Here is a 24,389-nt window from a genome sequence, read left to right as displayed (position 1 = left end):
CCGGGTGGTCTTATCGGGCCGGTTGACCTCGATCACCTCGATCCCGGCCGCCAGCAGATGCACCGTCAACCCGGCCCCATACGAACCGGTCGACTCGACCCCGATCGCGGTGATCGGTCCGTGGCCGGCGACCCAGTCCACCAACGCGGCATAACCCGCGCGGGAGACCGGGAACTCCCGATCAGCCAACAACACCCCGGTCTCGGTGAGCACGACCGCGTGATGGGTGCGTTGATGAGTATCGACCCCGGCCACCACCGGGGTCGGGTCTTGAGGCGTGGCATGGTTGGTGGTCATCATGGGTGATGTCTCCCTCTACAACTGGATCGAGGGATGACCTCCCAGGCCGGGCGGACACCACAGTGATGAGACACCGATCAAGGTCCTATCAAGTCACACCCGCCCGGTCTGGCCATCCAAACCGAAAGAGGGGCCCGGCGGGCCGGCCGTCGACAAGTCGCGTTCAAGGCACCCAACCAACAGCGCCAGTGTCGAGATCGGTCAAACGAACAACCCAGACCCCAAAGACATCATCCCCAAGGCCACCGGACCCCCACCACCATCCTCACTGTGTCGAGATGATTCGCTGAGGCGCACCTCTCGACACGGTCGCTGCGCGACCTACTCGAGGAGCGTGAAGACACGGTCGCTGCTGGGTGGTTCGGGGGGCGATGGGGGCGGAGCCCCCATCTGTTGTGGTTCGGGGGGCGATGGGGGCGGAGCCCCCATCTGTTGTGGTTCGGGGGGCGATGGGGGCGGAGCCCCCATCTGTTGTGGTTCGGGGGGCGATGGGGGCGGAGCCCCCATCTGTTGTGGTTCGGGGGGCGATGGGGGCGGAGCCCCCATCTGTTGTGGTTCGGGGGGCGATGGGGGCGGAGCCCCCATCTGTCGACCTACTCGAGGAGCGTTCCCTCACCTGACGATTTCGCGGTGCCCGGCGTCGATGCGCCGGGTCCAACCGCGGGCATCCAGGTGTTCCAGCAGTGGGATCACCACCCGCCGGGTGGTACCGAGTGCCTGCCGGGCCTGGCTGGTGGTGAATGGCTGCGGCAGCGCGGCCAGTTCGCGCATCGCCCGCGCGGGGGTCTGCGGTGATACCAGCACCAGGTCTCCCAGATCCAGCAGCCGGCCCATTCGCACCGCGGCGGCGGCCTGTTTCGGGCCGATCCCGAGCCGGGTCAGCTCATCGCGTTCGGGTGCCGCGAACGGCTGCACCACAAGCCGCTGCTCCACCTCGGCCACCCCAGCCTCGGCGGCACCCAGATCGGCCTGCGCACCGGGCTGGGCGACCTGCCCGTCGCGATGCTCCAGCCCGGCTGCCCGGGCCAGCGGCCCGATCAACGATCCACTGGGCAGCCCCAGCTCGGTCACCGCAGTGGCCGCCGGCATCCTTGCCTGCAAAGGATTCGCGGCCGTGTACGCCGCCACCACGGCTTTCAGCTGCGCGGTCCAGGTCGCCCACCGATCGGGGTGCACCAGCCAGTCGGCGACCCGGATCGTCGCCACCGGCAGTTCGGTCTCGTCGGCGCCGAGCGCCGCCAGCTGATCGGTGCGCAGCACCTGCCGCCGAGCCAGCTCGCGACCCGCATCGACCCGTTCCGGGGCATCGGCGAGCGCCTCGGCCCGCGCCCTGGCGGCACCGCGGCGCCGCAGCTCCGGCGGGTCAACATCGAGCACCACCGCCCCACCGAGCACCTGCTGTCGGCCCGGGTCGCGCAGCACCAGCCGATCACCGGTGTGCAGCGGCAGCTTTCCCTGCCACTGCAGGCGTACCGCGAGTTCATCCGAACCACCCAACCGGCGTACCCGCACCGGCAGCGCCGCCGTCCCCACATGCATCATCAGCTGCTCCGGTGGCTCCTCTGAGCCCGCATCCAGGCGGGCGTCCACGCTCTCGGTGAGCCACCAACTGCCGGTGGTGAGCACATCACCGCGCCCGAGCCGATCCACCTCCACCCCGCGCAGGTTCACCGCCACCCGGGCCACCGCCCGCGCCTGGCGTACCGGCTCCCCGAGGCTCTGCAGACCGCGGATCGAGGCCCGCAACCCGGCCACCTCGACCTGCTGATCGACCGTCAGGGTGCCTGCCTCCAGGGTGCCGGTGAGCACGGTCCCGGCGCCGCGGATGGTGAACACCCGATCCACCCAGAGCCGGGCCCGGCCCGTCACGTCCGGTTCCGGCAATCCGGCCAGCAGCCGGTCCAGCGCGGCCCGCAACTCGGCCAGCCCTTCGCCGGTGCGCGCGGAGACGCTGACCGCCTCCCACGCACCGAGACCGGCCTCCGCGATCCGCGCACTCGCCTGGGCCAGCGCCGCATCCGGGTCGGCCAGATCGCTGCGGGTGATCACCAGCAACCCGTTGCGGACGCCGAGCGCCCGCAACGCGGCCAGGTGTTCGCTGCTCTGCGCCCGCCACCCCTCGTCGGCGGCGACCACGAACAGCACCGCGGGCGCCGGGCCGACCCCGGCCAAGGTGTTCGCGATGAACCGCTGATGGCCCGGTACATCGACGAAGGCGACCGTCTCACCCGAGTCGAGCAGGGTGTGGGCGAAGCCGAGATCGATGGTCAATCCCCGCTGGTGCTCGATCTCCCAGCGATCGGGATCGGTACCGGTGAGGGCGCGGACCAGCGCCGACTTGCCGTGGTCGACATGGCCCGCGGTGGCGACGACCCTCACCGGGCGCCCCGCGCCGCACCGATCGCGGCGACCAGGTCGGCATCCCGCTCCGGCGGGATGCAGCGTGGGTCCACCAGGCAGCGGCCGCGTTCGATCCGCGCGAGCACCGCGACCGCCCCGGTCCGCAGCGGTTCGGCGTACGCCTCCTCGAGCGCGACCGCCCACCCGGGCAGCGGTACGCCGGGGGCTCCCCCGCCACCGACGTGGCCGATGCTCTCGACCACCTCGACCTGGATGCCGGCGGCCCCCAGTTCAGCGGCCAGCCGGTCGCAGCGCTCCCGCAGCACCCCCGGATCGATTCGCCGCCACTCGGTCACCGGTGCCACAGGGCCGGCCAGCGTCGCCTGCAGGGCCGCCAGGGTGAGCTTGTCGACCCGCAGCGCGCGGGCCAGCGGGTGGCGGCGCAGCCGCTCGATCAGTTCCGCGCGGCCGAGCAGCAGCCCGGCCTGCGGCCCGCCGAGGAGCTTGTCGCCGCTGGCGGTGACCAGGTCGGCGCCGGCGGTGAGTGCACTGGCCGCGTCGGGTTCCTCCGGCAGTGCCGGGTCGTGTTCCAGCAGTCCGGATCCGAGGTCGGCGATGACCGGTACGCCGAGGCCGGCGAGCTCCGGAAGTTCCACGCTGGCAGTGAATCCGGAGACCCAGAAGTTGCTCGGGTGGACCTTGAGGATGCACCCGGTCGCCGGTCCGATCGCGTCGGCATAGTCGTCGAGATGGGTGCGGTTGGTGGTGCCGACCTCGCGGAGCCGGGCCCCGGTGGAGGCGATCAGGTCGGGCAGTCGGAAGCCGTCGCCGATCTCGACCAGCTCCCCGCGGGAGACCACGACCTCCTTGCCGGCGGCGAGTGCGGTGGTCGCCAGGACCAGCGCGGCGGCACCATTGTTGACGACCAGGGCGTCCTCGGCGGCGGGGCAGGCGGCGCGCAGCGCGGCGAGCGTCGCAGCACCGCGGCGGGCGCGGCGTCCGGTGCCGAGATCCATCTCGACATCGGTGTAGCCGCTCGCTGCGATCAGCGCCTCGACCGCTACCGGTGACAGCGGGGCCCGGCCCAGGTTGGTGTGCACCACGATCCCGGTCGCGTTCAACACCGGTCGTGACCGGGGCGGGTCGGCGAGCGCCCGCTCGGCGTGCTCGGCGACCTGCTCGGGCGCGATCCGGCCCTCACGGGCCTCGGCCTGCGCCCGGCGTACCGCATCCCGGGCGGTGACCACACCGAGCCGTTCGGCGGCCTGGCGGATCACCGGCCGGGCCAGCAGGTCGTCGGTACGCGGGATGCGCCGGCGGGGATCACTCACAACTCGCTCCCTTTCTCGGCAGACCGGCCCTTTCTCGGCAACCAGCATCGCAGGGACAGTTGGCGGAGGCGGACGGGAATCGAACCCGCCAGACCGAGGTGCTCGATCTCACCGGTTTTGAAGACCGGGGGGCCCACCAGGAACCCAGACGCCTCCCTGTGCATCCCGCACCCTAGCGCGCCTTCTATGGTGGCTGGATGGATCGCCTCACTTCGTACGCCCACGGCGGCGGTTGCGCCTGCAAGATCCCGCCCGGTGAACTGGAGCAGATGGTCGCCGGACTGACCGGCACCGACTCCCCCGGCCTGGTCGTCGGACTGGACGACGGTGACGACGCAGCCGCGGTGCTGCTCGACCCGAGCGGGGGTGATGGCACGGTGCTCATCTCCACCACCGACTTCTTCACCCCGGTGGTCGACGACCCCTACGACTGGGGCCGGATCGCGGCGGCGAACGCGCTGAGCGACATCTATGCGATGGGTGGTACGCCGCTGCTGGCGATCAATCTGCTCGGTTGGCCGCGCGGGGTGCTGCCCGTCGAGGTGGCGACCGAGGTGCTGCGCGGCGGCATGGACATCTGCCGGCAGGCGAACACCCCGCTCGCCGGCGGCCACAGCATCGACAACCCCGAACCGATCTATGGTCTGGCGGTGACCGGCCGCGGGCACGCCGACCGGTTGCTGCGCAACGATGCCGGACGGCCGGGATCGCCGCTGTCGTTGACGAAACCGATCGGCGTCGGGGTGTTGAACAATCGGCACAAGGCCACCGGTGAGGTGTTCCCCCAGGCCGTCGATTCGATGACCACGCTCAATGCCGACGCCGCCGAGGCGGCCCTGGTCGCCGGCATCGAGGCCGCCACCGATGTCACCGGTTTCGGATTGCTCGGGCACCTCTACAAGCTGTGCCGGGCCTCGGGGGTGGCGGCGGTCATCGACCATGCCGCGGTACCGGTGCTGGCCGGTGCCCGCGAGTCACTGGCCGAGGGCTTCGTCCCCGGCGGCAGCCGGCGCAACCTGGACTGGGTGGCACCCCACCTGTCCTCCGACCTGGGCGAGGAGGAACTGATCCTGCTCGCCGACGCCCAGACCTCCGGCGGCCTGCTGCTCGCCGGTGAGATCCCCGGCGCCCCGGTCATCGGCGAACTGGTACCCGCCGGCGACGGCCCCACCCTGACCATCCGCTGACACTCATCGCGTAGCACACACCCGCTGCATCAGCCGGGCATGACCCCACGCTCATCGAGTAGCTCGGCATGCGCAGCGAAGCGGAGCAATGCCGAGCGTGTCGAGATGACACGAAACTCAGGTGGGCCATTCACCGCCGGGCTGGGTGATGCCGCGGCCCTGTTCGGCGGCGGCCGCGGCGCGGGCGCGCTGCGGGCGTACCGTGTAGCGCGGATCCTTCGCCGAGGTCATCCCGGCATGGAAGATCCCGAATCGGGTCGCCAGCGAACCGCCGACCAGCGCCGCCCCCGACAGCGCCGCGCCGATCCGCGTACCGCCGAAGACCGCGGCCCCGATCGCCCCGGCGGCGGTGAGCACGGTGGCGGTCTTGTGCCAGCGTTTCGCCGGCGGCTGTTCCAGCGGCTCGGCCAGCTCCCCGAGCCGGCGCTTCATCAGTTCACCGACGCCGAGCTCGCAGACCGCTCCGGCGACGGCCAGCTGGCGGACCGCGCCGTTGGTCTCGCTGACCGGCGAGGTGATCATCGACATCCCGGTGCCGGCGGCCAGCGCCGAGGAGACGAAGACGAACGGCAGCTCCCGATAGGACTCGTGCCAGGTCGGTGCGGCGGTGTCGGAGAGCAGCACGGCGGTGTACGCCGCCAGCGGTGGCGCGAAGAACGCCGAGCCCGCGCTGGCCAACCCGTCCGCGACCCCCGCCGCCTTGGCCAGGCCGCTGCCGGGTTGCAACCGGGACCGGACCAGTTCCAGCCCGATGGCGGCACTTGTGAAGGCCCCGAATCCGCTGAGGATCCACGACCCGACCGACATCGGCGAGGTCAGTTTCACCGTCCGCATCATGTTCAGCGCCCGCTCCGGCCGGCCCAGATCGGCAGCCAGAGCCGCTCCCCCGGCCGCGACGGCAGCCAGCGCGGTGATCCGGCTGCGGCTGCGCAGCCGTGGTTTCCCGGTGGCGTGGGCACCGGCGGCGACCAGCCCGGAACCGGCGGCCAGGCCACCGAGGAAGAGGTAGGCCGGGATCGGCCATTCCCACGGCGGCGGCTTGACGATGTTGTGGCCGTAGTAGCTGGTGAACTCGGCCTCCGGCACGGTCGCATTGGGGTCGCCCCGGCGGCCACCACGCTTCCCGTCACCCGGACCGTCGGAGCGCCGCCGGCGTGGGCCGTCGGTCGGCGGGCGGTCCTCGTCGAAGGGCCTTGTGGTCATCGGCGGGCCCCGTTCCCGGCGAACACCGCGAGCACCGCACCCATCAGCACGGTGCCCGCAATCCCTGCCATGGTGAACATCTTGGGCAACACGGCGGTGGGCACGATCGGATCCGGCGGCAGGCCGTAGACTTCGGGCTCGTCCAGCAGCAGGAACACCGACCCGGTGCCGCCGACCCCGTCGTCGGGGTTCGCGCCATAGAGCCGGGCGTCGGTACGCCCCTGGGCGTGCAGTTCGGCCAGCCGTTCGCGGGCCAGCCGGACCATCTCGTCGTGGTCACCGAACTTGATGCTGGTGGTCGGGCAGGTCTGCGCGCAGGCGGGCGTCTGGTCGGCCTTCAACCGGTCGTAGCAGAGCGTGCACTTCTGCGCGACGCCACCGTTGACGGGTTCGGCCCTGCTGCCGTCGGCGAGCTCGACCAGGCCGTCATCGCGGCGGCCGATCACCCCGAACGGGCAGGCACCGACGCAGTAGCCGCAGCCGTTGCAGACGTCGGCCTGCACCACGACCGTGCCGAACTCGGTGCGGAACAGCGCACCGGTCGGGCAGACATCAAGACAACCGGCGTGGGTGCAGTGCTTGCAGACATCGGAGCTCATCAGCCAGCGCACCGGGGGCAGGGTGTCGTCGGGGTCGGCCAGCGCGGTCGGTGCCGAGCTCAGCCCGGGTTCCCGCGCCGCCGCCCCGGACAGATCGGGCGGCTCGGCGAGCGCCGAGGCGGGTTCGGTGCCGCGGACGCTCGGCATGCCGAGATCGACCGCGCCGCTGCGCCGGGCCTTCGCGATCTCCTCGGGCCCCTGCTCGATGAAGGCCACATGCCGCCAGGTGTCGGCACCCAGATGTCCGGTGTTGTCATAGGACTGGTTCGCCCAGCTGAGCACCCCGCCGAACATCGGCCGGCCCTCGGTGCGGACCGGGACGTGGTTCCACTCCTTGCACGCCACCTCGCAGGCCTTGCAGCCGATGCAGATCGAGGTGTCGGTGAAGAATCCCTTGCGGGATTCGGTTCTCGTCCACCCGGCATCGGTGGCCGGGTTGGTCGGCCCGGACAGCTGCCGCTTCCAGAAGCCCATCAGCCTTCTCCTGTCCTTTCACCGTCCAGTGCTGTGCTGTCGCCGGCCGGATCGACCTGTTCACCGGCCTCGCCCTGCAGTTCCCCGAGCAGTTCGAGGACGCCCTTGCCCTGCGGTCGGCGCCCCGGCCGGATGTCACACATCCCGACCTTGGACTCCTGGATCTGCACATTCGGATCGAGCACGATCCCCAGCAGGTCGTTGGCGGCGTCACCGCTGACCACCGCCCGGTCGCCGACCCCCCAGTGGTAGGGCAGGCCGATCTGGTGCACCACCCGCCCACCGGAGGTCACCGGGGTCATCCGGTCGGTGACCTCGACCCGGGCTTCGACCACCGCGCGCGGGCTGATGATCGTCGCCCAGCCACCGGACTCGAGACCGCGTTCCTCGGCCAGTTCCGGCGACACCTCGCAGAAGAACTCCGGCTGCAGTTCCGACAGGTAGGGCAGGAAGCGGCTCATCCCACCGGCGGTGTGGTGCTCGGTGAGCCGATAGGTGGTGAACACATACGGGAACACCTCCACCGCCCGCCGGTTGTTCACGAACTGGTTGTCGGGTCGCTTGAAGACCTCCTTGGCCGGGTTGCTCTGCTGGCCGTAGAGAGGGTTCTGCACCGGCGACTCGGCCGCCTCGTAGTGGGTCGGCAGCGGGCCGTCCACCAGGCCCTTCGGCGCGAACAGCCAGGCCTTTCCATCGGCCTGCATGATGAACGGGTCGTCACCGTCCAGTGCCTCCGGGCCGCCCCGGCCCTCGCCCTTGGTGCCGGGCGCCAGGGTGGCCGGGAAGTCGGGCACGTCGGGCCCGACCCAGCGTCCCTGCTCCGCATCCCACCAGATCAGCTTCTTCCGTTCGCTCCAAGGATTTCCGTCCGGATCGGCGGAGGCCCGGTTGTAGAGGATGCGGCGGTTCGCCGGCCACGCCCAACCCCATTCGGAGGCGATCTCGTCCTGCTCCCGACCGGGCTTGCGCCGGTTCGCCTGGTTCACGTCGTCGGCGAACACCCCGGTGTAGATCCAGCAGCCACCCATGGTGGAACCGTCGGCCTTCATCTCGGTGTACGCCGAGAGCAGCTGTCCGGCCTTCTCCCCGCTCAGGTGCCGACCGTTGATCTCCTGCAGCACCGCCTCGGGGATGATCTCGCCGTGCTCGTCGACCGGGTAGTCCCAGGTCAGCTCCAGCAGGCCGCGGTCGCGGGGATCGGTGGAGCCGGCCAGCTTCTCCCGGATCCGCTGTCCGAGCAGGTGGAAGAACTGCAGTTCGCTCTGCGCGTCACCCGGTGGTTCGACCGCCTTTTCCCGCCACTGCAGCAATCGCTGGGTCTGGGTGAAGGTGCCGGCCTTCTCCACATGGCTCGCCGCGGGCAGGAAGAACACCTCGGTGCCGATGTCCTCGGTGACCAGTTCACCGGTGGCGATCTCGGGGCCGTCGGCCCAGAAGGTGGCGGTCTCGATCAACCGCAGATCGCGCACCACCAACCACTTCAGATGTGCGAGCGCCTTGCGCTGGATCCGGCTGTGCGCCGATCCGACCGCCGGGTTCTGGCCCATCACGAAGTAGCCGTCGACCTTGTCATCGAGCATCGACAAGGTGGTCTGGTAGGTGCCGTGCGCACCGGTCAGCCGCGGCAAATGGTCGTAGCCGAAGTCGTTGTCGGCGGTCGCGTGATCGCCCCACCAGGCCTTCAACAGGTTGATCGCGTACGCGTCGGCGTTCGCCCAGTATCCCTTCTGCACCTTGGATCCCGCGGCCTGCAGGTATTCCTCCAGGGTGTCCTGCTTGCCGGCGAACGGCATCGGCAGGTAACCGGGCAGCAGGTTGTAGAGGGTGGGGATGTCGGTGGAGCCCTGGATCGAGGCGTGCCCGCGCAGCGCCATCACCCCGCCGCCGGGGCGGCCCATGTTGCCGAGCAGCAGCTGCAGGATGCAGGCGGTCCGGATGATCTGGGCACCGTCGCTGTGCTGGGTCCAGCCCACCGCATAGCAGAACGACGCCGTGCGCTCCCGACCCGAGTTGCTGGTGAGCGCGTCGGCGAGATAGCGGAAGTCCTCGACGCTGATGCCGGCGACCTCGGCGACCATCTCCGGGGTGTAGCGCTGGTAGTGCCGCTTGAGCCGCTGCAGCACGCACCGCGGATCGGTCATCGTCTCGTCGCGGATCACCTGGGTGTGATCGAGGGCGGGGCCACCCGAACCGTGCGACTCGCCGTGCGAGGCGTCGCCGATGCTGTCCCCGTGATCGGCCCAGGCGTCCCCGGTCTGCACCCCGTCGTCGGCCGGTTTTGCGGCATCCTCGGGAGAGGCGTACGCCCAGGTGGTCGGGTCGTAGGCCTTCAGCTCCTCATCGAAGCCGGAGAACAACCCGTCCAGATCCTCGGTGTCCTGATAGGCCTCGTTCACCAGGGCCGCCGCGTTGGTGTAGTGCTGCACGTAGTCGTGGAAGTACAGCTCGTTGCTGAGCACATGGTTGATCAGTCCGCCGAGCAGGGCGATGTCGGAACCGACCCGGATCGGGATGTGCCGATCCGCCTGCGCCGAGGTGCGGGTGAACCGCGGGTCGACGTGGATCAACCGGGCGCCGCGCTGCTGCGCCTCGGTCACCCACTGGAAACCGACCGGATGGCACTCCGCCATGTTGGAGCCCATCACGACGATGCAGTCAGAGTTCTTCAGATCCTGCAGCGATTGGGTGGCGCCGCCGCGCCCGAACGAGGTCCCCAGACTGGGAACCGTGGCGGAGTGTCATATCCGGGCCTGGTTCTCGATCTGGATCGCCCCGGCAGCGGTGAACAACTTCTTGATGAGGTAGTTCTCCTCATTGTCCAGCGTCGCGCCGCCCAGTCCGGCGATGCCCATGGTGCGGTTCAACCGGCGACCGGAATCGTCGGTGTCCTGCCAGTTGTTGCGCCGGGCCTCCAGGAACCGGTCGGCGACCATGTCGATCGCCCGCTCCAACGGCAGCGGCTCCCACTCGGTGCCGTGCGGGCGGCGGTAGAGGACGGTGGTCTGCCGGTTGGGCGCGTTCACCAACTGCTCGCTGGCAGAACCCTTCGGGCACAACCGACCGCGGCTGATCGGCGAGTCGGGGTCACCCTCGATCTGGGTCACCTGACCGTCGCGGACGAACACCCGCTGTCCGCAACCGACCGCGCAGTAGGGGCAGACGCTGCGCGCGACGTGGTCGGCGGTCTCGGTCCGCGGGGTGAGTTCGCGGGTGTGCGGGCTCGTCACCGCGGCACCGCGACCCAGGGGATCACCGCTGGCGAACTGGCGCAGCACCGGCCAGCTCAGCATCACCTTGCCCAGCTTCATCCGCACACCTCCTTCTGTCCGTCAGACCTTACGCAATACCCGAGCGGTGCGGCACACCCGGTCCGGGCGCGCCGCGTGGGGCGTACGCCCGCCGGGCCAGCAGCACGACCACGACGAGCGCCGGGACGAACCAGCCGGACCAGCCGAGCAGGGTCCCCTGGAGGGTGTCGACCGGCCTGCCGGGAGCGGCGAAGACGATGATCGCCGAACCGAGCAGGGCGTTCATCACCCCGTGTCCGTAGGCCGCGGGCCATACCGATCCCGAGCGTTGGCATACCCACGCCAGGGCGCCGTTAATCAGCACGCACATGCCGCACATGGCGATCAGGCCCAGCACCGGATGCAGCGGATAGTTGTAACCCAGCAGGACGATCGGGGCGTGCCACAGCCCCCAGATCACCCCGCCGAGCAGCACCGCGCCAGTCGCGCCGACACGTTCCTGCAGGCGCGGGAAGAGGAAGCCGCGCCAGCCGATCTCCTCCCCCGCCGCCGGGACCGTGTTGATCGCCCCGTTCAGCAGTGCCGAGAGCAGCGTGATCACCCCGAGCAGGTACACCGGCAGGCCGGGTGGCAGACCGGGCAGCCCGGCGATCCCGCCCATCGATGGATCGAACGGGAACCGGCCGAGCAGCGTCGAGGTGGCCAGGCTGGCGAAGACGAACAGATAGATGACCGCCGCGGCGAGCCCGAGCCAGACCAGGAATCGGGTCGGTGGCTGGACCAGCCGGAGCCGCAGCACGTCCAGCAGTTCGCGCCAATTGCGGCGCTCGACCAGCTTCAGCATCAGCACCGCCGCGATCGCCGGGGTGAACATCATCGCGACCACGCAGACCAGCGCATAGGGCGCACCGAGCTGCCGGGGGTCGAGCCACAACGGGAGGCAGATCAACCAGGCCAGGGCGTACGCCAGGGCGACGAAGACACCGATCGACAGCCAGCCGCGGTTCACCGCTCCTCCCGGGAGATCCGGGCCAGCCCGCTGCGCACCGGCAGCACGGTGGCGGCGAGCTCGGTCACCACCGGCGCGGCGAACACCAGCGGCCCCAGCCAGACGCGGGCTGCCGTGGGTTCCCGGTGCGCACGCAACCCGACCCACAGCACGGTGTCCGTGGTGGCGGCCACCGAGGCGGCCAGGGCCGGGCGGACCAGTACCGCGTCCTCGTCGGTGCCCGGGAGCCAGGCCCAGCCGGCCGCGGCGACGGCCACCGCGGAAGGGGCCAGCAGCCAGCGACGGTCGACCCAGCCGGTGACCCGACCGGCCGGGTCGAAGCGCGCGGGGACCCGATCCCCGACCCGCCAGGATCGCGCGGCGGCGACCACCGTGACCGTGGCCAACACGCCCGGCATCGTCTGCTGGAGCAGGCGGACACCGGCGGGGATCGCTGCCAGCACGTCGCGATCCGCGTCATCGGGTCGCAGCCAGCCGAGCCGGACCGCGAGCGCACCGACGTTGAGCCGCCACCCCAACCCGAGGGCGCGGGGCACGAACAGTCGAGGATCGGCCGGATTCCACACCCGGGCCAGCGTGGCCCGGCCCAGGCCGAAACCGCCCCAGCGACGGGATCGGCGGCCGAGTTGCTCGCTCAGGTTGGCGGCGTACACCTCGGGGGGACCCAGCTCGTCGGCGGTGACCGCACCGTCGCCGAGCAGGTCATCGAGATCGCTGAGCGCCTGTCGGCGATCCGCCGCGCGGATGCCCCGAAGGTGCCCGGAAACGGCACGGGTGTAGGGATTCATCGCTCCTCCAGGAGTTCATCGACCGAGCGGACCAGGGTCGCCCAGGACCGTTCCAGGCGGGCCAACTGCTGCCGGCCGGCGCGGGTGAGGGTGTAGTACTTGCGCGGCGGGCCGCTGGGTGATTCCTGCCAGCTGGTGTCCACCCAACCGGCGGTACGCAGCCTGGTCAGCAGCGGATAGAGGGTGCCCGCGCTGGCGGCCAGCCCCTCGCTGTCGGCCAGCGCCTCGGCGAGCTCACCGCCGTAGTGCGGTCGCCTACGCAGCAGCGCCAGCACCGCGAGCTCCAGCACTCCCTTGCGGAGCTGGGACAGATCCGCGGATCCATCGTTCGACCTGGCGGTCATCGCGCCACCTTTGTCCGACCTAGTACCTTGTCATGCAAGGTACTAGGCGATGCATCATCACGCAAGGGTACGGATCGGGCCTCAGAGCGCGGCGTACCCCGGGTCGATCTGGGTGCTGCGGATCTCCTCGGCGACCTGCCAGGGCAGGAAGGCCGCCTCGATGGAGTTCCGGGTGACGGCGTACAGCTCGCCTGCACCCCAGCCGAAAGCCTGTGCCAGTTGGAAAAGCTCGTTGCTGAGCGTGGTGCGGCTCATCAACCGGTTGTCGCAGGAGACGGTGATCGTGAAACCGAGATCGGCGAGCGGTTTGATCGGGTGGTCGGCGTACGCCTCGGCGATCCCGGTCTGCAGGTTGGAGGTCGGGCAGACCTCGAGCGGGATCCGGCGGTCCCGGACGTAGGCGGCGACCGGGCCGAGCACCGCCTCGTCACCGGTGCGGTCGATGTCCTCGATGATCCGGACGCCGTGGCCGAGCCGCTGCGCACCCTGCACCAGCGCATCGCGCACCGAGTCCACCCCGGCCGCTTCGCCGGCATGGATGGTGACCCGGCCCAGCTGCTCGCGGATCAGGTCGAAGGCGGCGGCATGGTTGCGCGGCGGGAAACCGTCCTCGGGGCCCGCGATGTCGAAGCCGGCGACCAGATCATCGGCATGCTCGAGGCCGAGCTCGGCGACCTCGGTGGAGGTGTTCGCCTGCCGCATCCCGGTGACCAGCTGCCGCACGGTGATCTGCCGGCCGGCCGCGGCCGCCTCGGCGACCCCCTCGCGCAGCCCCTCGCCGACCGCGTGGATCGCCTCGGTCATGGACATCCCGGCCTTCGTGTGCTGCTCCGGCGCCCAGCGCGCCTCGGCGTACACCACCCCGTCGGCGGCCTGGTCGACGACGAACTCGCGGGCCACCCGGCGCAGATCCTCGGGACGCTGCAGCACCGCGATGGTGTGGTCGAAGGTCTCCAGGTAGCGGACCAGCGTCCCGGAGTCGGCGGCCTCGAAGAACCAGTCGGCGAGTGCGTCGGCACTGTCGGCGGGCAGCGGGTGCCCGATCTCGGCGGCGATCTCCAGCACGGTCTGGGCGCGCAGGCCGCCGTCGAGATGGTCGTGCAGGGCCACCTTGGGCAGCGCGCGGATGGTTTCCAGATCAAGCTGAGCCATGTCCGACATTCTTCCGCGCCGCTGCCCGCCGCGCGAATCGGTGCGGCACGCCGAGGCGGAACTGCTGTTCGTGTTCCGTGGCGCGACCAAAGCGCCCAGCAACAACCGTCATCCCTGGCCAGCCGAGCAACCCGCGCTCCCGCCTGCCGCGCGAATCCGCTCAGCGCTCGGCGCGCCCCGCGACCCGGTCCAGATCGGCGACGCCGAAGGCCTGCGGCAGCACCACGGTCATCGGCTGTACGCCCTCAGGGGTGTCCACCAGCAACTCCGGGCCACCGTGCTCCCAGAGCAGCTGCCGGCAGCGCCCACAGGGCATCAGCAACTCCCCCTGCCCGTCGGTGCAGCTGAACGCGACGAGCCGGCCGCCGCCGCCGGCGATGAGCTCCGAGATCAGTCCGCACTCGGCGCACAGGGTCACCCCGTAGGCGGCGTTCTCCACATTGCAACCAACCACGATCCGGCCGTCGTCGACCAGCGCGGCCGCGCCGACCGGGAAACTCGAATAGGGGGCGTACGCCCGCTGCGCGACCTCACGCGCCCGGCGGCGCAATTCGGCCCAGTCGGGCTCATTTGTCATAGGGCACCCCATCGGCGGCGGGTGCGCGGACCCGGCCGATCAGCCCGGCGACAGCGATCACCGTCGCCACATAGGGCAGCAGCTCCAGGAACTGGCTCGGTACCGGGGTGCTCAGCGACTGCATCTGGGAGGCCATCTGGGTGACGAAGCCGAAGAACAGCGCCATCACCGCCGCCCAGACCGGGTGCCAGCGGCCCATGATCAGCGCGGCCAGGGCGATGAAGCCCTTGCCCACGGTGAAATCCTTGGCGAACGAACCGGTCGAGCCGATGGTGAAGAAGGCACCGCCCAGGCCGGCGAAGATGCCGCCGACGATGACCGCCTGGTAGCGCATCGCGCGCACCTTGATGCCGACGGTGTCGGCGGCCTCGGGGTGCTCACCGACGGCCCGCACCCGTAGCCCCCAGCGGGTGCGGTAGAGCAGGAACCAGACCAGGATCACCGAGGCGACGGCGAGATAGGCCAGCACCGTCTGCCGGAACAGGATCGGCCCGAGGAACGGGATCTGGGCCAGCCCGGGGATCTCGATCGGGGTCATGATCGGGGCGCTGTTCAGCGACCCGGAATCGGGTTGCACCAGCTGGTCGAACAGGAAGCCGGTCAACCCCGCGGCGAGCAGGTTGATCACCACACCGAGGACCACCTGATCGACCAGGTATTTGATCGAGAAGATCGCCAGCAGCGCGGCCATCAGCATCCCGGCGAGCACCGCACCGACCATCGCGGCGGGGATCGACTGGGTGATCGAGCCGACCACCCCGGCGGCGAACGCGGCGGTCAGGAACTGGCCCTCGATCGCCACGTTGACCACCCCGGCGCGTTCACAGAGCACACCCGCCAGGGCGCCCAGGATCAGCGGGGTGGCCAGGTTCAGGGTGCCGTTGAACTGGTTGCTCATCGGGAACGGCAGATCCCGCCCGGAGGCGGCCCAGGTGATGAACCCCAGCACCACAGCGATCCCGGCGACCGCGCCGAGCAACCGGCGTACCCGCACCGGCATCCGCCCGCCGAACAGCAGCACCGCGGCGATCAGACAGAGCAGCGCGCAGACCAGCACCACCGGCATCCCGGGCAGCGAGATCTCCGGCAGCTGGACCTCGTCGAAGGCGTCGCTGAGGGCGAAGCGGGCGGTGCCCGAGGCGTTGAACGCCAGCCCGAGCAGCAGCAGCCCGACGACCGCGATCAGCACACTGGTGGAGATCCGCTGGGCGCGGGCCTGCCGCGACTCGCCCCGGTGCGGGGCCTCGGTCGGCTGGGTCTCGATGCTGGTGCTCACTGCAGCGCTCCTGCCTGCGCGGCCCCGGCGACCGGGCGGGTACGCCGCCCCTTCAGCCAGGGGAAGACGGTTCGGACCAGGCCCGGTGCGGCGACGAACAGCACGATCAGCGCCTGCAGCAGGGTGGTCAGGGTGAGGGGGGTGCCCGCCATCGACTGCATCGCCAACCCGCCGGCGTGCAGACCGCCGAACAGCAATCCGGCGAGCACGATGCCGAGCGGGCGCGAGCGGCCCAGCAGGGCGACGGTGATCGCGTCGAAGCCGACGGTGCCGACCAGGCCCGCGGACAGCGGCACCGGCGTGCCCGCGACACCCGGGGCGAGGGCATACATCACCCCGGCCAGACCGGCCAGCGCACCGGCCAGGGTCATGGTGATCGTGGTGGTGCGGGCGACGCTCATCCCGGCGGTGGCGGCGGCGTGCGGGTTCTGCCCGACGGCCCGGATCGCGAAGCCGGTGGTGGAGCGGTCCAGCAGCCACCAGACGGCGACGGCGGCCAGCAGGGCGATGAAGAATCCCAGGTGCAGTTGGGATCCCTCGAGCCTGGGCATGGTGGCGTTCCAGTCGACGATCGGTGAGATCGGGTCGGTCCGGCCGGGTCGCTGGAAGGCCGGGGTGGTCAGCAGCCACTCCAGCATCTTGGCGGCGATGTAGTTCATCATGATCGTCACGATCACCTCGTGCGCACCGGTCCGCGCCTTGAGGACGCCGACGATGCCGCCCCAGATCGCGCCACCGAGCATGCCGAAGGCGATCGCCACGACCAGATGGATGACCGGTGGCAGGTGCCAGCCGAAACCGGCGTACGCCCCGAGCGTGGCACCCCAGATGGCCTGGCCCTGGGCGCCGATGTTGAACAGGCCGGCGCGGAAGGCGAGCCCGACACCGAGGCCGGCGCAGATCAGCGGCGCGGCCTGGGCGGTGGTCTCGGTGATCGGACCCCAGCCACCGAGGGCACCGACGAAGAGGGCACCGTAGGCGCCGGAGACCTTCTCCCAGGAGGCGGCGAGCGCGTCACCGGGGCGATAGATCAGGTAGCTCCACTTCGTCATCACCTCCGCATCGGAGACGATCATCACGATCGCACCGACCACGAAGGCCATCACGAAGGCGACCGCGGTGGTGATGATCTCGGTCCAGGCGGTCCGGGTGCTGCGGCGCCTCGCCGGCTGGTTCGGCCGCTTCCCCTGGTCCGGCGTCGTTTCGGGGGCAGTGGTGCTCACCGCAGCTCCTTCTCTCCCTGGCTCTGTGCGACGGCCTGTTCCGGTGGCGCCCCGGCCATCATCAGGCCGAGGGTCTCGCGGCTGGTCCACGGCGGCACGATGCCGACGATCCGGCCGCGATACATCACCGCGATCCGGTCGGCCAGTGCGGCGACCTCGTCGAGTTCGGTGGAGACGATGATCACCGCGGTGCCGTTGTCCCGCTCCTCGACGATCCGCTGGTGCAGGAACTCGATCGCGCCGACATCGACACCGCGGGTGGGCTGGGAGGCGATCAGCAGCGACAGCGGCCGGGACAGTTCGCGGGCCAGCACCACCTTCTGCTGGTTGCCGCCGGACAGCGAACCGACCGGGGTGTCGATCGACTGGGTGCGGATGTCGAACTCCGCCACCCGCTCGTCGGCGTTGCTGCGGATCTTCTTCAGCTGCAGGGAAAGCCCACGGGCGAAGGGTTTCTCGTCGAAGCTGTTCAGCACCAGGTTCTCGGCGACACTGAAGGAGGACACGAAGCCGTCGTGCTTGCGGTCCTCGGGGACGAATCCCATGCCCGCGTCGATGGTCTGCCTGGGAGTGGCCCGGGTGATGTCGCGGCCGTCCAGCCGGACGCTGCCTCCGGTGACCGGCACCGTACCGATGAGGGCCTCGGCCAGCTCGGTCTGCCCGTTGCCCTGGACCCCGGCGATGCAGAGGATCTCCCCACCGCGGACGTCGAAGCTGATGTCGTCGACCATCACCTGACCGCTCGGGCTGAGCACCTGCAGGTCCTGCACCTGCAGGCGCACCTCGGTCTCCTGGGGCGGTTCCTTGTCCACGGTGAGCTGCACCGCGCGGCCGACCATCAGTTCGGCCAGCTCGGCCTCGGAGGCGTCCGGGGCGGCCTCGCCGACGACCTTGCCGCGCCGGATCACGGTGATCCGGTCGGCGACCGCGCGGACCTCGCGGAGCTTGTGGGTGATGAACACGATCGCCCGGCCCTCACTCTTCAGCCGCTGCATCACCGCCATCAGTTCGTCGATCTCCTGCGGGGTGAGCACGGCGGTGGGTTCGTCGAAGACCAGGTACTTGGCGTCGTTGGCCAGGGCCTTGAGGATCTCCACGCGCTGCTGCACACCGACCGGCAGGTCCTCGACGACGGCGTCGGGGTCGACGTCGAAGCGGTACTCATCGGCGAGTTCGCGGACCTGGGAGCGCGCGGCCCGCATGTCCAGGGTGCCGAAGCCGCCCTGTTCGCGGCCCAGCGCGAGATTCTCGGCGACGGTGAAGACGTCGACGAGCATGAAGTGCTGGTGCACCATGCCGATCCCGGCGGCCATCGCCTGGCGCGGGTTGCTGAACGAGTGCGCGGTGCCGTCGACGAGGATCTCACCCTCATCGGGTTGCAGCAGCCCGTAGAGCACGTTCATCAGGGTGGATTTGCCCGCGCCGTTCTCCCCGAGCAGGCAGTGGATCTCACCGGGGCGGATGGTCAGGTCGACGGAGTCGTTGGCGACCAGGTCACCGAATCGTTTGGTGATGCCGACCAGTTGCAGGCCCTCACCGGGGCCGGTGGTCGGGTCAGTGTCCTGTGGGTCGGTGTGGGGCACGGAGGCATCCTTGCAGCAGAACCGTTGTGGGTCGAGGGCCGGACCGGGTCGGGCCCGAGGCTGGTCCACGTGGTACGCGGGGCAGGAGACCTGGTCTCCTCCCCCGCGTACCCGCGTGTCGATCAGTCGGTGATCACTTGGGCTGGCTGGCCGATTCGATCTTGATCTTGCCGGCCTGGATGTCGGCGGACAGCTGCTGCACCTCGGCCTTGGTCTCGGCGCTGACCTTCGACTCGAAATCGTTGTAGGGCGCGAGCTTGGTGCCCTCGTTGGCCAGGTTGCCGACGTAGGGATCGGCCTTGAAGCTGCCTTCCTTGCCGGCCTTGATGGCCTCGAACACGGCGACGTCCATGCCCTTCTCCACCGAGGTGACGATCGACTTGCAGTAGTTCTGCGCGGACACGCAACCGTCGGTGTCGACCCAGATCGCGCTGACCCGGCCACCGGAGGCCTGGGCGACCTGGAGGCCACCCTCACCGGCGGGGCCGGCGACCGGCAGGATCACATCGGCGCCCTGGGAGACCAGGTTGGTCGCGGTCTGCTTGCCGCCGTTGACGTCCTCGAAGGACCGCTCACCGGGGATGAACTGGCCGTCCTGCTTGGCGGCGTCCCAGCCGAGCACCTGGACGTTCTTGCCCTTGGCCTGGTTGTACTGAGCGACGCCCTGGGCGAAGCCGTCCATGAAGATGGTCACGGTCGGGATCTTCTTGCCGCCGAAGGTGCCGACCTTGCCGGTCTTGGACTGGGAGGCGGCGACGTAACCGGCGAGGAAGGAGCTCTCGGCGGTGTTGAAGACCAGCGGCTTGAGGTTGGTCAGCGTGTCCTCGGGCTGGGAGTCGACGATGGCGAAGTTGACGTTCGGATTCGCCTTCGCGGCGGCGACGGTGTCATCGGCGAGCAGGAAGCCGACGGTGACGATCATGTTGCAGTTGGCGTCGACCATCGACTTGATGTTCTTGGCGAAGTCCGCGGTGGTGGTGGACTCGACCTGCCCGGTCTCGATGCCGAGCTGGTTCTTGGCGTCGGTCAGACCCTTGTAGGAGGTCTGGTTGAACGACTTGTCGTCGAAACCGCCGGAGTCGGAGACCATGCAGGCCTTGTAGCCCGAGCCGCCCGGGGCCTGGCTGGCGGCGCCGCCGGGAGCGGCGGTCCCTCCCTCACCCGGGGGCTTCGCGCAACCACCGAGAGCGAGGGCGGCGGCACCCAGCAGTGCCGGTACGGCCAGAAGGGTCTTGCGAGTCACGATGTTGCCTCCTCGGGGCGTTCGGATGAGGTACGCCGTCGGCGACCGTGACGACTGTAACCCTGCGGCCACCCGTCCTTCGCCCCCCAGCCACCCGCGCGCCACCGGCGGTTACCGAAGCGTAATCATCGGCCCCCGGCTCACCGCCTCACCAGTCACACCCGTCACAGTGCCCACGCGCCCTACCCACGTTCCCCGAGTAGCACCGCAGGCGGAGCGCAGCGGAGCAATGCGGTGCGTGTCGAGGGGCACCCCCACCAGGACACTCACCCATCCAGCGCCGCCGCCAGCTCGAACCGCGCGGTGACCAGCGAGGGCCCGTACCAGGTCAACGCCCGCCCGGACAGCAGCACCGTCGGCAGATCCGGGAAGTCACCGGGCCCGTCGTCGGCGCTGAAGGCGTACGGCTCGTCGGGCAGCAGTACCCGGTCCGGCCGCAACGCGTGCAGCTCGTCGAGTTCGGCGTGCGGATAGCGGCCGGGGCCCGGGGTGAGCACGCGGACCCCCAGCCGGGCCAGCAGGTCGGCGGTGAAGGTGTCGGCACCGACCACCATCCACGGGTTCTTCCAGATCGGTACCACCGCGGTCCCCCGGTCCGCCGCGGGTTCGGCCCAGGCGGCCTCGGCGGCCCGCAACCAGTCGGGTACGCCGAGCCCGAGGGCCTGGGTGATCAGCCGGCGCAGCGAGGCGTACGCCTCCTCGAGGGTCTCGATCCGCGTCACCCAGACCGGGATGCCGGCCTCGCGGAGCCGCCGCACGTCGAGCTCGCGGTTCTCCTCCTGATTGGCCACCACCAGCTCGGGGGCGAGTTCGCGGATCACCGCCAGGTCGGGATTCTTGGTGCCGCGGACCCGGCGTACGCCGAGCGTGTCCAACTCGGCCGGATGGGTGCACCAGTCGGTCACCCCGACCAACCGATCCACCGCGGTGGCGGCCAGCGCCTCGGTCAAGGAGGGCACCAGGGAACAGATCCGCCGCACCGGGCCGGTGAGCGGGACGTCGGCACCGAGATCGTCGGCCGGCATCTCAACCGCCACGTCCCGGCAGCCAGCCGTTGTCGGTGGCGACCCGGACCGCCTCACCGCGATTGGCGACACCGAGTTTGCCGATGATCGCGGAGAGATGGTTGCGCACCGTGCCCTCGGACAGGAACACCCGGTGCGCGATGGTGGCCGTGCCACCACCCGCGGCGGCCGCGGTGAGCACCTCGATCTCGCGGTCGGAGAGCGGATTCGGCCCGGCGGACAGGCTGGCCGCGGCGAGCTCGGGATCGACCGCGCGGAGGCCGCCGTGCACCCGGCGGATCGCCTCGACCAGCTGCTCCACCGGGGCGTCCTTGACCAGGTAACCGACCGCACCGGCCTCCATCGCCCGGCGCAGCCAGCCGGCCCGGCCGAAGGTGGTCACCATGATCACCCGGGTCTCGGGCAGGTCGGCGAGCAGCGCGGCGGTGGTGGCGATGCCGTCGACCAGCGGTGGCTCCCCCGGCATCTGGACATCCATCAGCACCAGATCGGGGCGGTGTTCGAGTGCGAACCGGTACGCCTGTTCGCAGTCCCCCGCCTGGGCGACCACCGCCAGGTCCGGTTCCAGGTCGAGCATCGTGGCCAGCGCATTGCGCACCATCGCCTGGTCGTCGGCCAGCAGCAGCCGGATCATCCTCGTCCTCCGATCCGGGCCTCGACCGTCGTGCCCTCACCACCGGTGACGGTGAGGGTGCCGCCGGCCTGTTCCACCCGCTCCCGCAGACCGCGCAATCCGTTTCCTGGTTGGCCTTTCAGCCCGCCGCCGTTGTCATGGATGCGTACGCCGTCCTCGGCGAGTTCGATCTCGCACCATTCGGCCCCGGAGTGCCGGACCACATTGGTGACCGCCTCGCGGACCACATAGCCGAGCAGTTCGCTGCTGGCCTCATCGGTGAGTGCGGCGGCGGTGGTCACCCGGCATTCGATGCCGGCGGCCCCGAGCACCGACCGCGCGCTCGCGGTCTCGCTCGCCAGGCGCACCTCGCGGATCCCGGACGCGGTCGCACGCACCTCGGTGAGGGCCTGCCGGGCCAGCCGTTCGACCTCGGCCATCTCGGTCACCGCCGCCACCGGGTCGCGCTCGGCGATCCGGGCGGCCAGTTGCGCCTTGATCGCCACCGCCGTCAGCGAGTGACCGAGGATGTCGTGCAGGTCGCGGCCGATCCGCTCCCGCTCCGCCGCCACCGCCAGCACCGCATTGCGCGCTTCGGCCTGCACCAGTTGCTCGCGAAGTTCCGACTGCCGGATCGCCAGCGCGATCCAGATCCCGAACGTCCCACCCATCAGGGCGATCGAGACCGCCAGCCAGTCCCGGGCGAGCAGTGCGGTCGCGACCAGCACGACGGTGAGCACCGGGATGGCCAACCGGGTCACTCGCCAACCGAGCAGGGTGGCCAGCGGGATCATCACATAGGGCGTGAAATAGGTCGCGCCGACACCGAGCAGCGGAATGAAGGCCGCGACCCCGGCTGCCAGCAGGAACACCCAGAGCACCCGGATCCGGAACGGAAGTTCAAGCACCAGAGGGATCGCGAGATACAGCGCAGCGATCACGATGCTGACCCCGGTGACCCCGGCGCGGTACGGCCGTCCGGTTTCGGTGGTCCACGCGGGCACCAGCGCGAAGCCGAGGAAGACCAACCCACCGGCGTACATCGGCAGCCCGTTCTCGATCGCCCGGTGCCACAACCGGGACGTCCGGGAACCGCCTGGGTACGCCGGATCGGTCATCGCCTCGAGCTCCGCACGGCCCGACGGTACCCCAGCACGCCGAGCACGGCGAGGCCGAGCAGCCACACACCCAGCACCAGGACGCCGCGGGTCGGGAAGTCTCCGCCGAGGACGGGCCAGTTCGCGATCGTGTTCATCCAGTGGGTGGGCATGGCCTCCGCGAGCCGCCGCATCGACTCCGGCATCTGGCTCACCGGCACCCAGAGCCCACCGAGCATCGACAGCGCGAGCAGCAGGATCGTGGACAGGGCACCAACGGTGCTGGGTGCGAACCACAGGGCGATCACCACACCGAGGACCACCATCGGCAGCAGCGTGATCCAGATGAGCACGCCGATCAGCAACCACTGGGTGGCCGGCAGGCGTACCCCGGTGAGGAATCCGCAGACGAAGACCGCGATGATCGCGGGCAGCACCTGCACCATCGCGCCGACGATCTTTCCGGTCAGGAATCCCGCCGGGGTGAGCCCGCTGAGCATCAATTGCCGGAACCAGCCGGTGCGCCGCTCCACCTGGAGCTGGGCGCCGGCGCTGATCGCGGCACCGAACGCACCGTAGATCGCCATCGCGATCATCATCAGCGTGCGGACGTCGGTGGCACCGGCCGGGAGGTCGCCGAAGATCTGGGAGAACATCAGATACAGCCCGACCGGCATGGCGATGGTGAAGACCAGGAAGCCCACCTGCCGCATCGATACCGCCAGATTGCTGCGCAGATAGTTGCCGGTGACGGCGAGGGTGGTCATCGCGGATCTCCTTCGGTGGTGAGGGTTTCGTCGGTGAGCCGGAGGAAGGCGTCCTCCAGGCTGACCGTCTCGATGTCGATCTCGCTGGCCGGATGCGGGCTGGCCAGCAGCGCCCGGAGGGTGGCATCGGAATCGGTGCTGTGCAAGCGGATCCGATCACCCGACCGGGTCATCCCGGTCACCCCGGCCAGTGCGCCGAGTTCGGCGGAATCCTCACCCAGGAAGGTGATCGCGCGACCGGCGACCTGCTGCTTGATGGCCGCGCCGGTGTCGTCGGCGACGACCCGGCCGCGCGCCATCATGATGATCCGCTCGGCGAACTCGTCGGCCTCGTCGAGATAGTGGGTGGCGAAGACGACGGTCCGCCCGCTCGTGGCGACCTCGCGCATCTGCGCCCAGAACTCCCGGCGGGTGCCGACATCCATCGCCACGGTGGGTTCGTCGAGCAGCAACAACCGCGGGTCGGGCAGGATCGCCAGCGCGAACCGGACCCGCTGGGCCTGGCCGCCGGAGAGTTTCTCGGTGCGGGTGGCGAGGATGTCGGCGATGCCGGCGCGTTCGACCACTTCGGGCACCGGCAGTGGGTGGGTGTGCAGACCGGCCATCATCTGCAGCAGGCCGCGCACCGTGACACCTTCGAGCAAGGGGCCGCTCTGCAGCATCGCCCCGACCTCGCCGCGGCGTACCGCCTCGACCGGATCGCCGCCGAAGATCTCGATCGTGCCGGCATCGGGGGTGCTGAGCCCGAGAATCATCTCGGTGGTGGTGGACTTGCCGGCCCCGTTCGGACCGAGCAGGGCGACCACCTGGCCGGCGGGAATCGTCAGGTCGAGGTGATCCACCGCGGTGAGGGTGCCGAAGCTCTTGGTGAGCCCACTGGTGCGTATCGCGTCGTTCATGTCTCCAGCGTGCTGGTGGGCGGGCTCGGGCCACCAGCACTCGCCGTCACGATCCGCCGATGACAAAAGTCAGCCCGCCCCTGCCCCCGGGCCGCGATCCATCGAATCCTG

At 70.2% G+C, this 24,389-nt stretch carries 21 protein-coding genes and 1 tRNA gene; 1 reads left to right on the top strand and 21 read right to left on the bottom strand.

From position 1 onward, the window contains the following. The 4 genes from BI335_RS20905 to BI335_RS20890 all read right to left on the bottom strand — a co-directional run. On the bottom strand, nt 1-300 hold a 300-nt coding region (locus BI335_RS20905; RefSeq protein WP_144009081.1), incomplete at its 3' end, for an IS110 family transposase. Between the two features lie 612 nt (nt 301-912). Beyond that, nucleotides 913-2,679: a selenocysteine-specific translation elongation factor gene (gene selB, locus BI335_RS20900; RefSeq protein ID WP_094433377.1), complete on the bottom strand. Its 1,767-nt coding sequence runs from the start codon at nt 2,677-2,679 to the stop codon at nt 913-915. After that, on the bottom strand, nt 2,676-3,971 hold the full coding sequence (gene selA / locus BI335_RS20895) for an L-seryl-tRNA(Sec) selenium transferase (protein ID WP_229119714.1): 1,296 nt from the start codon (nt 3,969-3,971) through the stop codon (nt 2,676-2,678). Before selA ends, selB begins: the two co-directional genes overlap by 4 nt. Nucleotides 3,972-4,031: 60 nt before the next feature. Continuing rightward, a tRNA-Sec gene (locus BI335_RS20890) sits at nt 4,032-4,127 on the bottom strand. Between the two features lie 41 nt (nt 4,128-4,168). Here BI335_RS20890 and selD point away from each other — a divergent pair. Continuing rightward, nucleotides 4,169-5,158, top strand: a complete 990-nt coding sequence (selD, locus tag BI335_RS20885; RefSeq protein ID WP_094433373.1) for a selenide, water dikinase SelD — start codon at nt 4,169-4,171, stop codon at nt 5,156-5,158. A 117-nt stretch (nt 5,159-5,275) separates the two neighbouring features. Here selD and nrfD read toward each other — a convergent pair whose 3' ends face one another. The 17 genes from nrfD to BI335_RS20795 form a co-directional block, all read right to left on the bottom strand. Further along, entirely contained in the window at nt 5,276-6,361 is a 1,086-nt protein-coding gene (gene nrfD, locus BI335_RS20880; protein WP_094433371.1) for an NrfD/PsrC family molybdoenzyme membrane anchor subunit, read from the bottom strand. Then, a complete protein-coding gene (locus BI335_RS20875; RefSeq protein ID WP_094433369.1) occupies nt 6,358-7,434 on the bottom strand; it encodes a 4Fe-4S dicluster domain-containing protein in 1,077 nt (358 codons plus the stop codon). The genes nrfD and BI335_RS20875 overlap by 4 nt, the downstream gene beginning before the upstream one ends. Continuing rightward, a complete protein-coding gene (gene fdh, locus BI335_RS20870) occupies nt 7,434-10,742 on the bottom strand; it encodes a formate dehydrogenase (RefSeq protein ID WP_267489876.1) in 3,309 nt (1,102 codons plus the stop codon). The genes BI335_RS20875 and fdh overlap by 1 nt, the downstream gene beginning before the upstream one ends. A 28-nt stretch (nt 10,743-10,770) precedes the next feature. Beyond that, nucleotides 10,771-11,691, bottom strand: coding sequence for a CPBP family intramembrane glutamic endopeptidase (locus tag BI335_RS20860; protein WP_094433363.1), 921 nt, complete (start codon nt 11,689-11,691; stop codon nt 10,771-10,773). After that, nucleotides 11,688-12,479, bottom strand: coding sequence for a DUF5808 domain-containing protein (locus tag BI335_RS20855; RefSeq protein WP_094433360.1), 792 nt, complete (start codon nt 12,477-12,479; stop codon nt 11,688-11,690). The genes BI335_RS20860 and BI335_RS20855 overlap by 4 nt, the downstream gene beginning before the upstream one ends. Next, complete coding sequence (locus tag BI335_RS20850) at nt 12,476-12,823, bottom strand: PadR family transcriptional regulator (RefSeq protein ID WP_094355593.1); 348 nt, start codon at nt 12,821-12,823, stop codon at nt 12,476-12,478. Before BI335_RS20850 ends, BI335_RS20855 begins: the two co-directional genes overlap by 4 nt. 81 nt (nt 12,824-12,904) lie before the next feature. Beyond that, nucleotides 12,905-13,975, bottom strand: coding sequence for an adenosine deaminase (locus BI335_RS20845; RefSeq protein WP_094433401.1), 1,071 nt, complete (start codon nt 13,973-13,975; stop codon nt 12,905-12,907). 160 nt (nt 13,976-14,135) lie between these two features. Continuing rightward, complete coding sequence (locus BI335_RS20840) at nt 14,136-14,552, bottom strand: cytidine deaminase (protein WP_094433358.1); 417 nt, start codon at nt 14,550-14,552, stop codon at nt 14,136-14,138. Beyond that, entirely contained in the window at nt 14,542-15,828 is a 1,287-nt protein-coding gene (locus tag BI335_RS20835; RefSeq protein WP_229117999.1) for an ABC transporter permease, read from the bottom strand. Before BI335_RS20835 ends, BI335_RS20840 begins: the two co-directional genes overlap by 11 nt. Continuing rightward, nucleotides 15,825-16,931, bottom strand: coding sequence for an ABC transporter permease (locus tag BI335_RS20830; protein ID WP_094355756.1), 1,107 nt, complete (start codon nt 16,929-16,931; stop codon nt 15,825-15,827). The genes BI335_RS20835 and BI335_RS20830 overlap by 4 nt, the downstream gene beginning before the upstream one ends. 116 nt (nt 16,932-17,047) lie before the next feature. Next, complete coding sequence (locus BI335_RS20825) at nt 17,048-18,634, bottom strand: ABC transporter ATP-binding protein (protein WP_094433356.1); 1,587 nt, start codon at nt 18,632-18,634, stop codon at nt 17,048-17,050. Nucleotides 18,635-18,767: 133 nt separating this feature from the next. Next, a complete protein-coding gene (locus tag BI335_RS20820) occupies nt 18,768-19,877 on the bottom strand; it encodes a BMP family lipoprotein (RefSeq protein WP_172421995.1) in 1,110 nt (369 codons plus the stop codon). Between the two features lie 266 nt (nt 19,878-20,143). Continuing rightward, the gene (locus BI335_RS20815; RefSeq protein WP_094433354.1) at nt 20,144-20,902 is read right to left on the bottom strand and encodes a helical backbone metal receptor; all 759 of its coding nucleotides are present in this window, start codon (nt 20,900-20,902) and stop codon (nt 20,144-20,146) included. A 1-nt stretch (nt 20,903) separates the two neighbouring features. Further along, nucleotides 20,904-21,536: a response regulator transcription factor gene (locus tag BI335_RS20810; RefSeq protein ID WP_094355601.1), complete on the bottom strand. Its 633-nt coding sequence runs from the start codon at nt 21,534-21,536 to the stop codon at nt 20,904-20,906. Next, on the bottom strand, nt 21,533-22,633 hold the full coding sequence (locus tag BI335_RS20805; RefSeq protein WP_094433352.1) for a sensor histidine kinase: 1,101 nt from the start codon (nt 22,631-22,633) through the stop codon (nt 21,533-21,535). Before BI335_RS20805 ends, BI335_RS20810 begins: the two co-directional genes overlap by 4 nt. Beyond that, nucleotides 22,630-23,379, bottom strand: coding sequence for an ABC transporter permease (locus BI335_RS20800; protein WP_094433350.1), 750 nt, complete (start codon nt 23,377-23,379; stop codon nt 22,630-22,632). The genes BI335_RS20805 and BI335_RS20800 overlap by 4 nt, the downstream gene beginning before the upstream one ends. After that, nucleotides 23,376-24,278, bottom strand: a complete 903-nt coding sequence (locus BI335_RS20795; RefSeq protein ID WP_094433348.1) for an ABC transporter ATP-binding protein — start codon at nt 24,276-24,278, stop codon at nt 23,376-23,378. The genes BI335_RS20800 and BI335_RS20795 overlap by 4 nt, the downstream gene beginning before the upstream one ends. Between the last annotated feature and the right edge of the window lie 111 nt (nt 24,279-24,389).

This window comes from Enemella evansiae, from assembly GCF_002250705.1.
In the GTDB taxonomy this organism is placed as follows: Bacteria; Actinomycetota; Actinomycetes; order Propionibacteriales; family Propionibacteriaceae; genus Enemella; species Enemella evansiae.
Note: the sequence above shows the minus strand (reverse complement) of the source record. Positions and strands in the feature narration are given on the sequence as shown.

Excerpts from the sequence above, each read along its gene's own strand:
- BI335_RS20795 (WP_094433348.1), bottom strand. The coding sequence starts at position 24,278 with ATGAACGACGCGATACGCACCAGTGGGCTCACCAAGAGCTTCGGCACC.
- BI335_RS20850 (WP_094355593.1), bottom strand. The coding sequence starts at position 12,823 with ATGACCGCCAGGTCGAACGATGGATCCGCGGATCTGTCCCAGCTCCGC.
- BI335_RS20875 (WP_094433369.1), bottom strand. The coding sequence starts at position 7,434 with ATGGGCTTCTGGAAGCGGCAGCTGTCCGGGCCGACCAACCCGGCCACC.
- BI335_RS20845 (WP_094433401.1), bottom strand. The coding sequence starts at position 13,975 with ATGGCTCAGCTTGATCTGGAAACCATCCGCGCGCTGCCCAAGGTGGCC.
- BI335_RS20855 (WP_094433360.1), bottom strand. The coding sequence starts at position 12,479 with ATGAATCCCTACACCCGTGCCGTTTCCGGGCACCTTCGGGGCATCCGC.
- BI335_RS20815 (WP_094433354.1), bottom strand. The coding sequence starts at position 20,902 with ATGCCGGCCGACGATCTCGGTGCCGACGTCCCGCTCACCGGCCCGGTG.
- BI335_RS20800 (WP_094433350.1), bottom strand. The coding sequence starts at position 23,379 with ATGACCACCCTCGCCGTCACCGGCAACTATCTGCGCAGCAATCTGGCG.
- BI335_RS20810 (WP_094355601.1), bottom strand. The coding sequence starts at position 21,536 with ATGATCCGGCTGCTGCTGGCCGACGACCAGGCGATGGTGCGCAATGCG.
- selD (WP_094433373.1), top strand. The coding sequence starts at position 4,169 with ATGGATCGCCTCACTTCGTACGCCCACGGCGGCGGTTGCGCCTGCAAG.
- BI335_RS20840 (WP_094433358.1), bottom strand. The coding sequence starts at position 14,552 with ATGACAAATGAGCCCGACTGGGCCGAATTGCGCCGCCGGGCGCGTGAG.
- BI335_RS20830 (WP_094355756.1), bottom strand. The coding sequence starts at position 16,931 with ATGGCCTTCGTGGTCGGTGCGATCGTGATGATCGTCTCCGATGCGGAG.
- nrfD (WP_094433371.1), bottom strand. The coding sequence starts at position 6,361 with ATGACCACAAGGCCCTTCGACGAGGACCGCCCGCCGACCGACGGCCCA.
- BI335_RS20805 (WP_094433352.1), bottom strand. The coding sequence starts at position 22,633 with ATGACCGATCCGGCGTACCCAGGCGGTTCCCGGACGTCCCGGTTGTGG.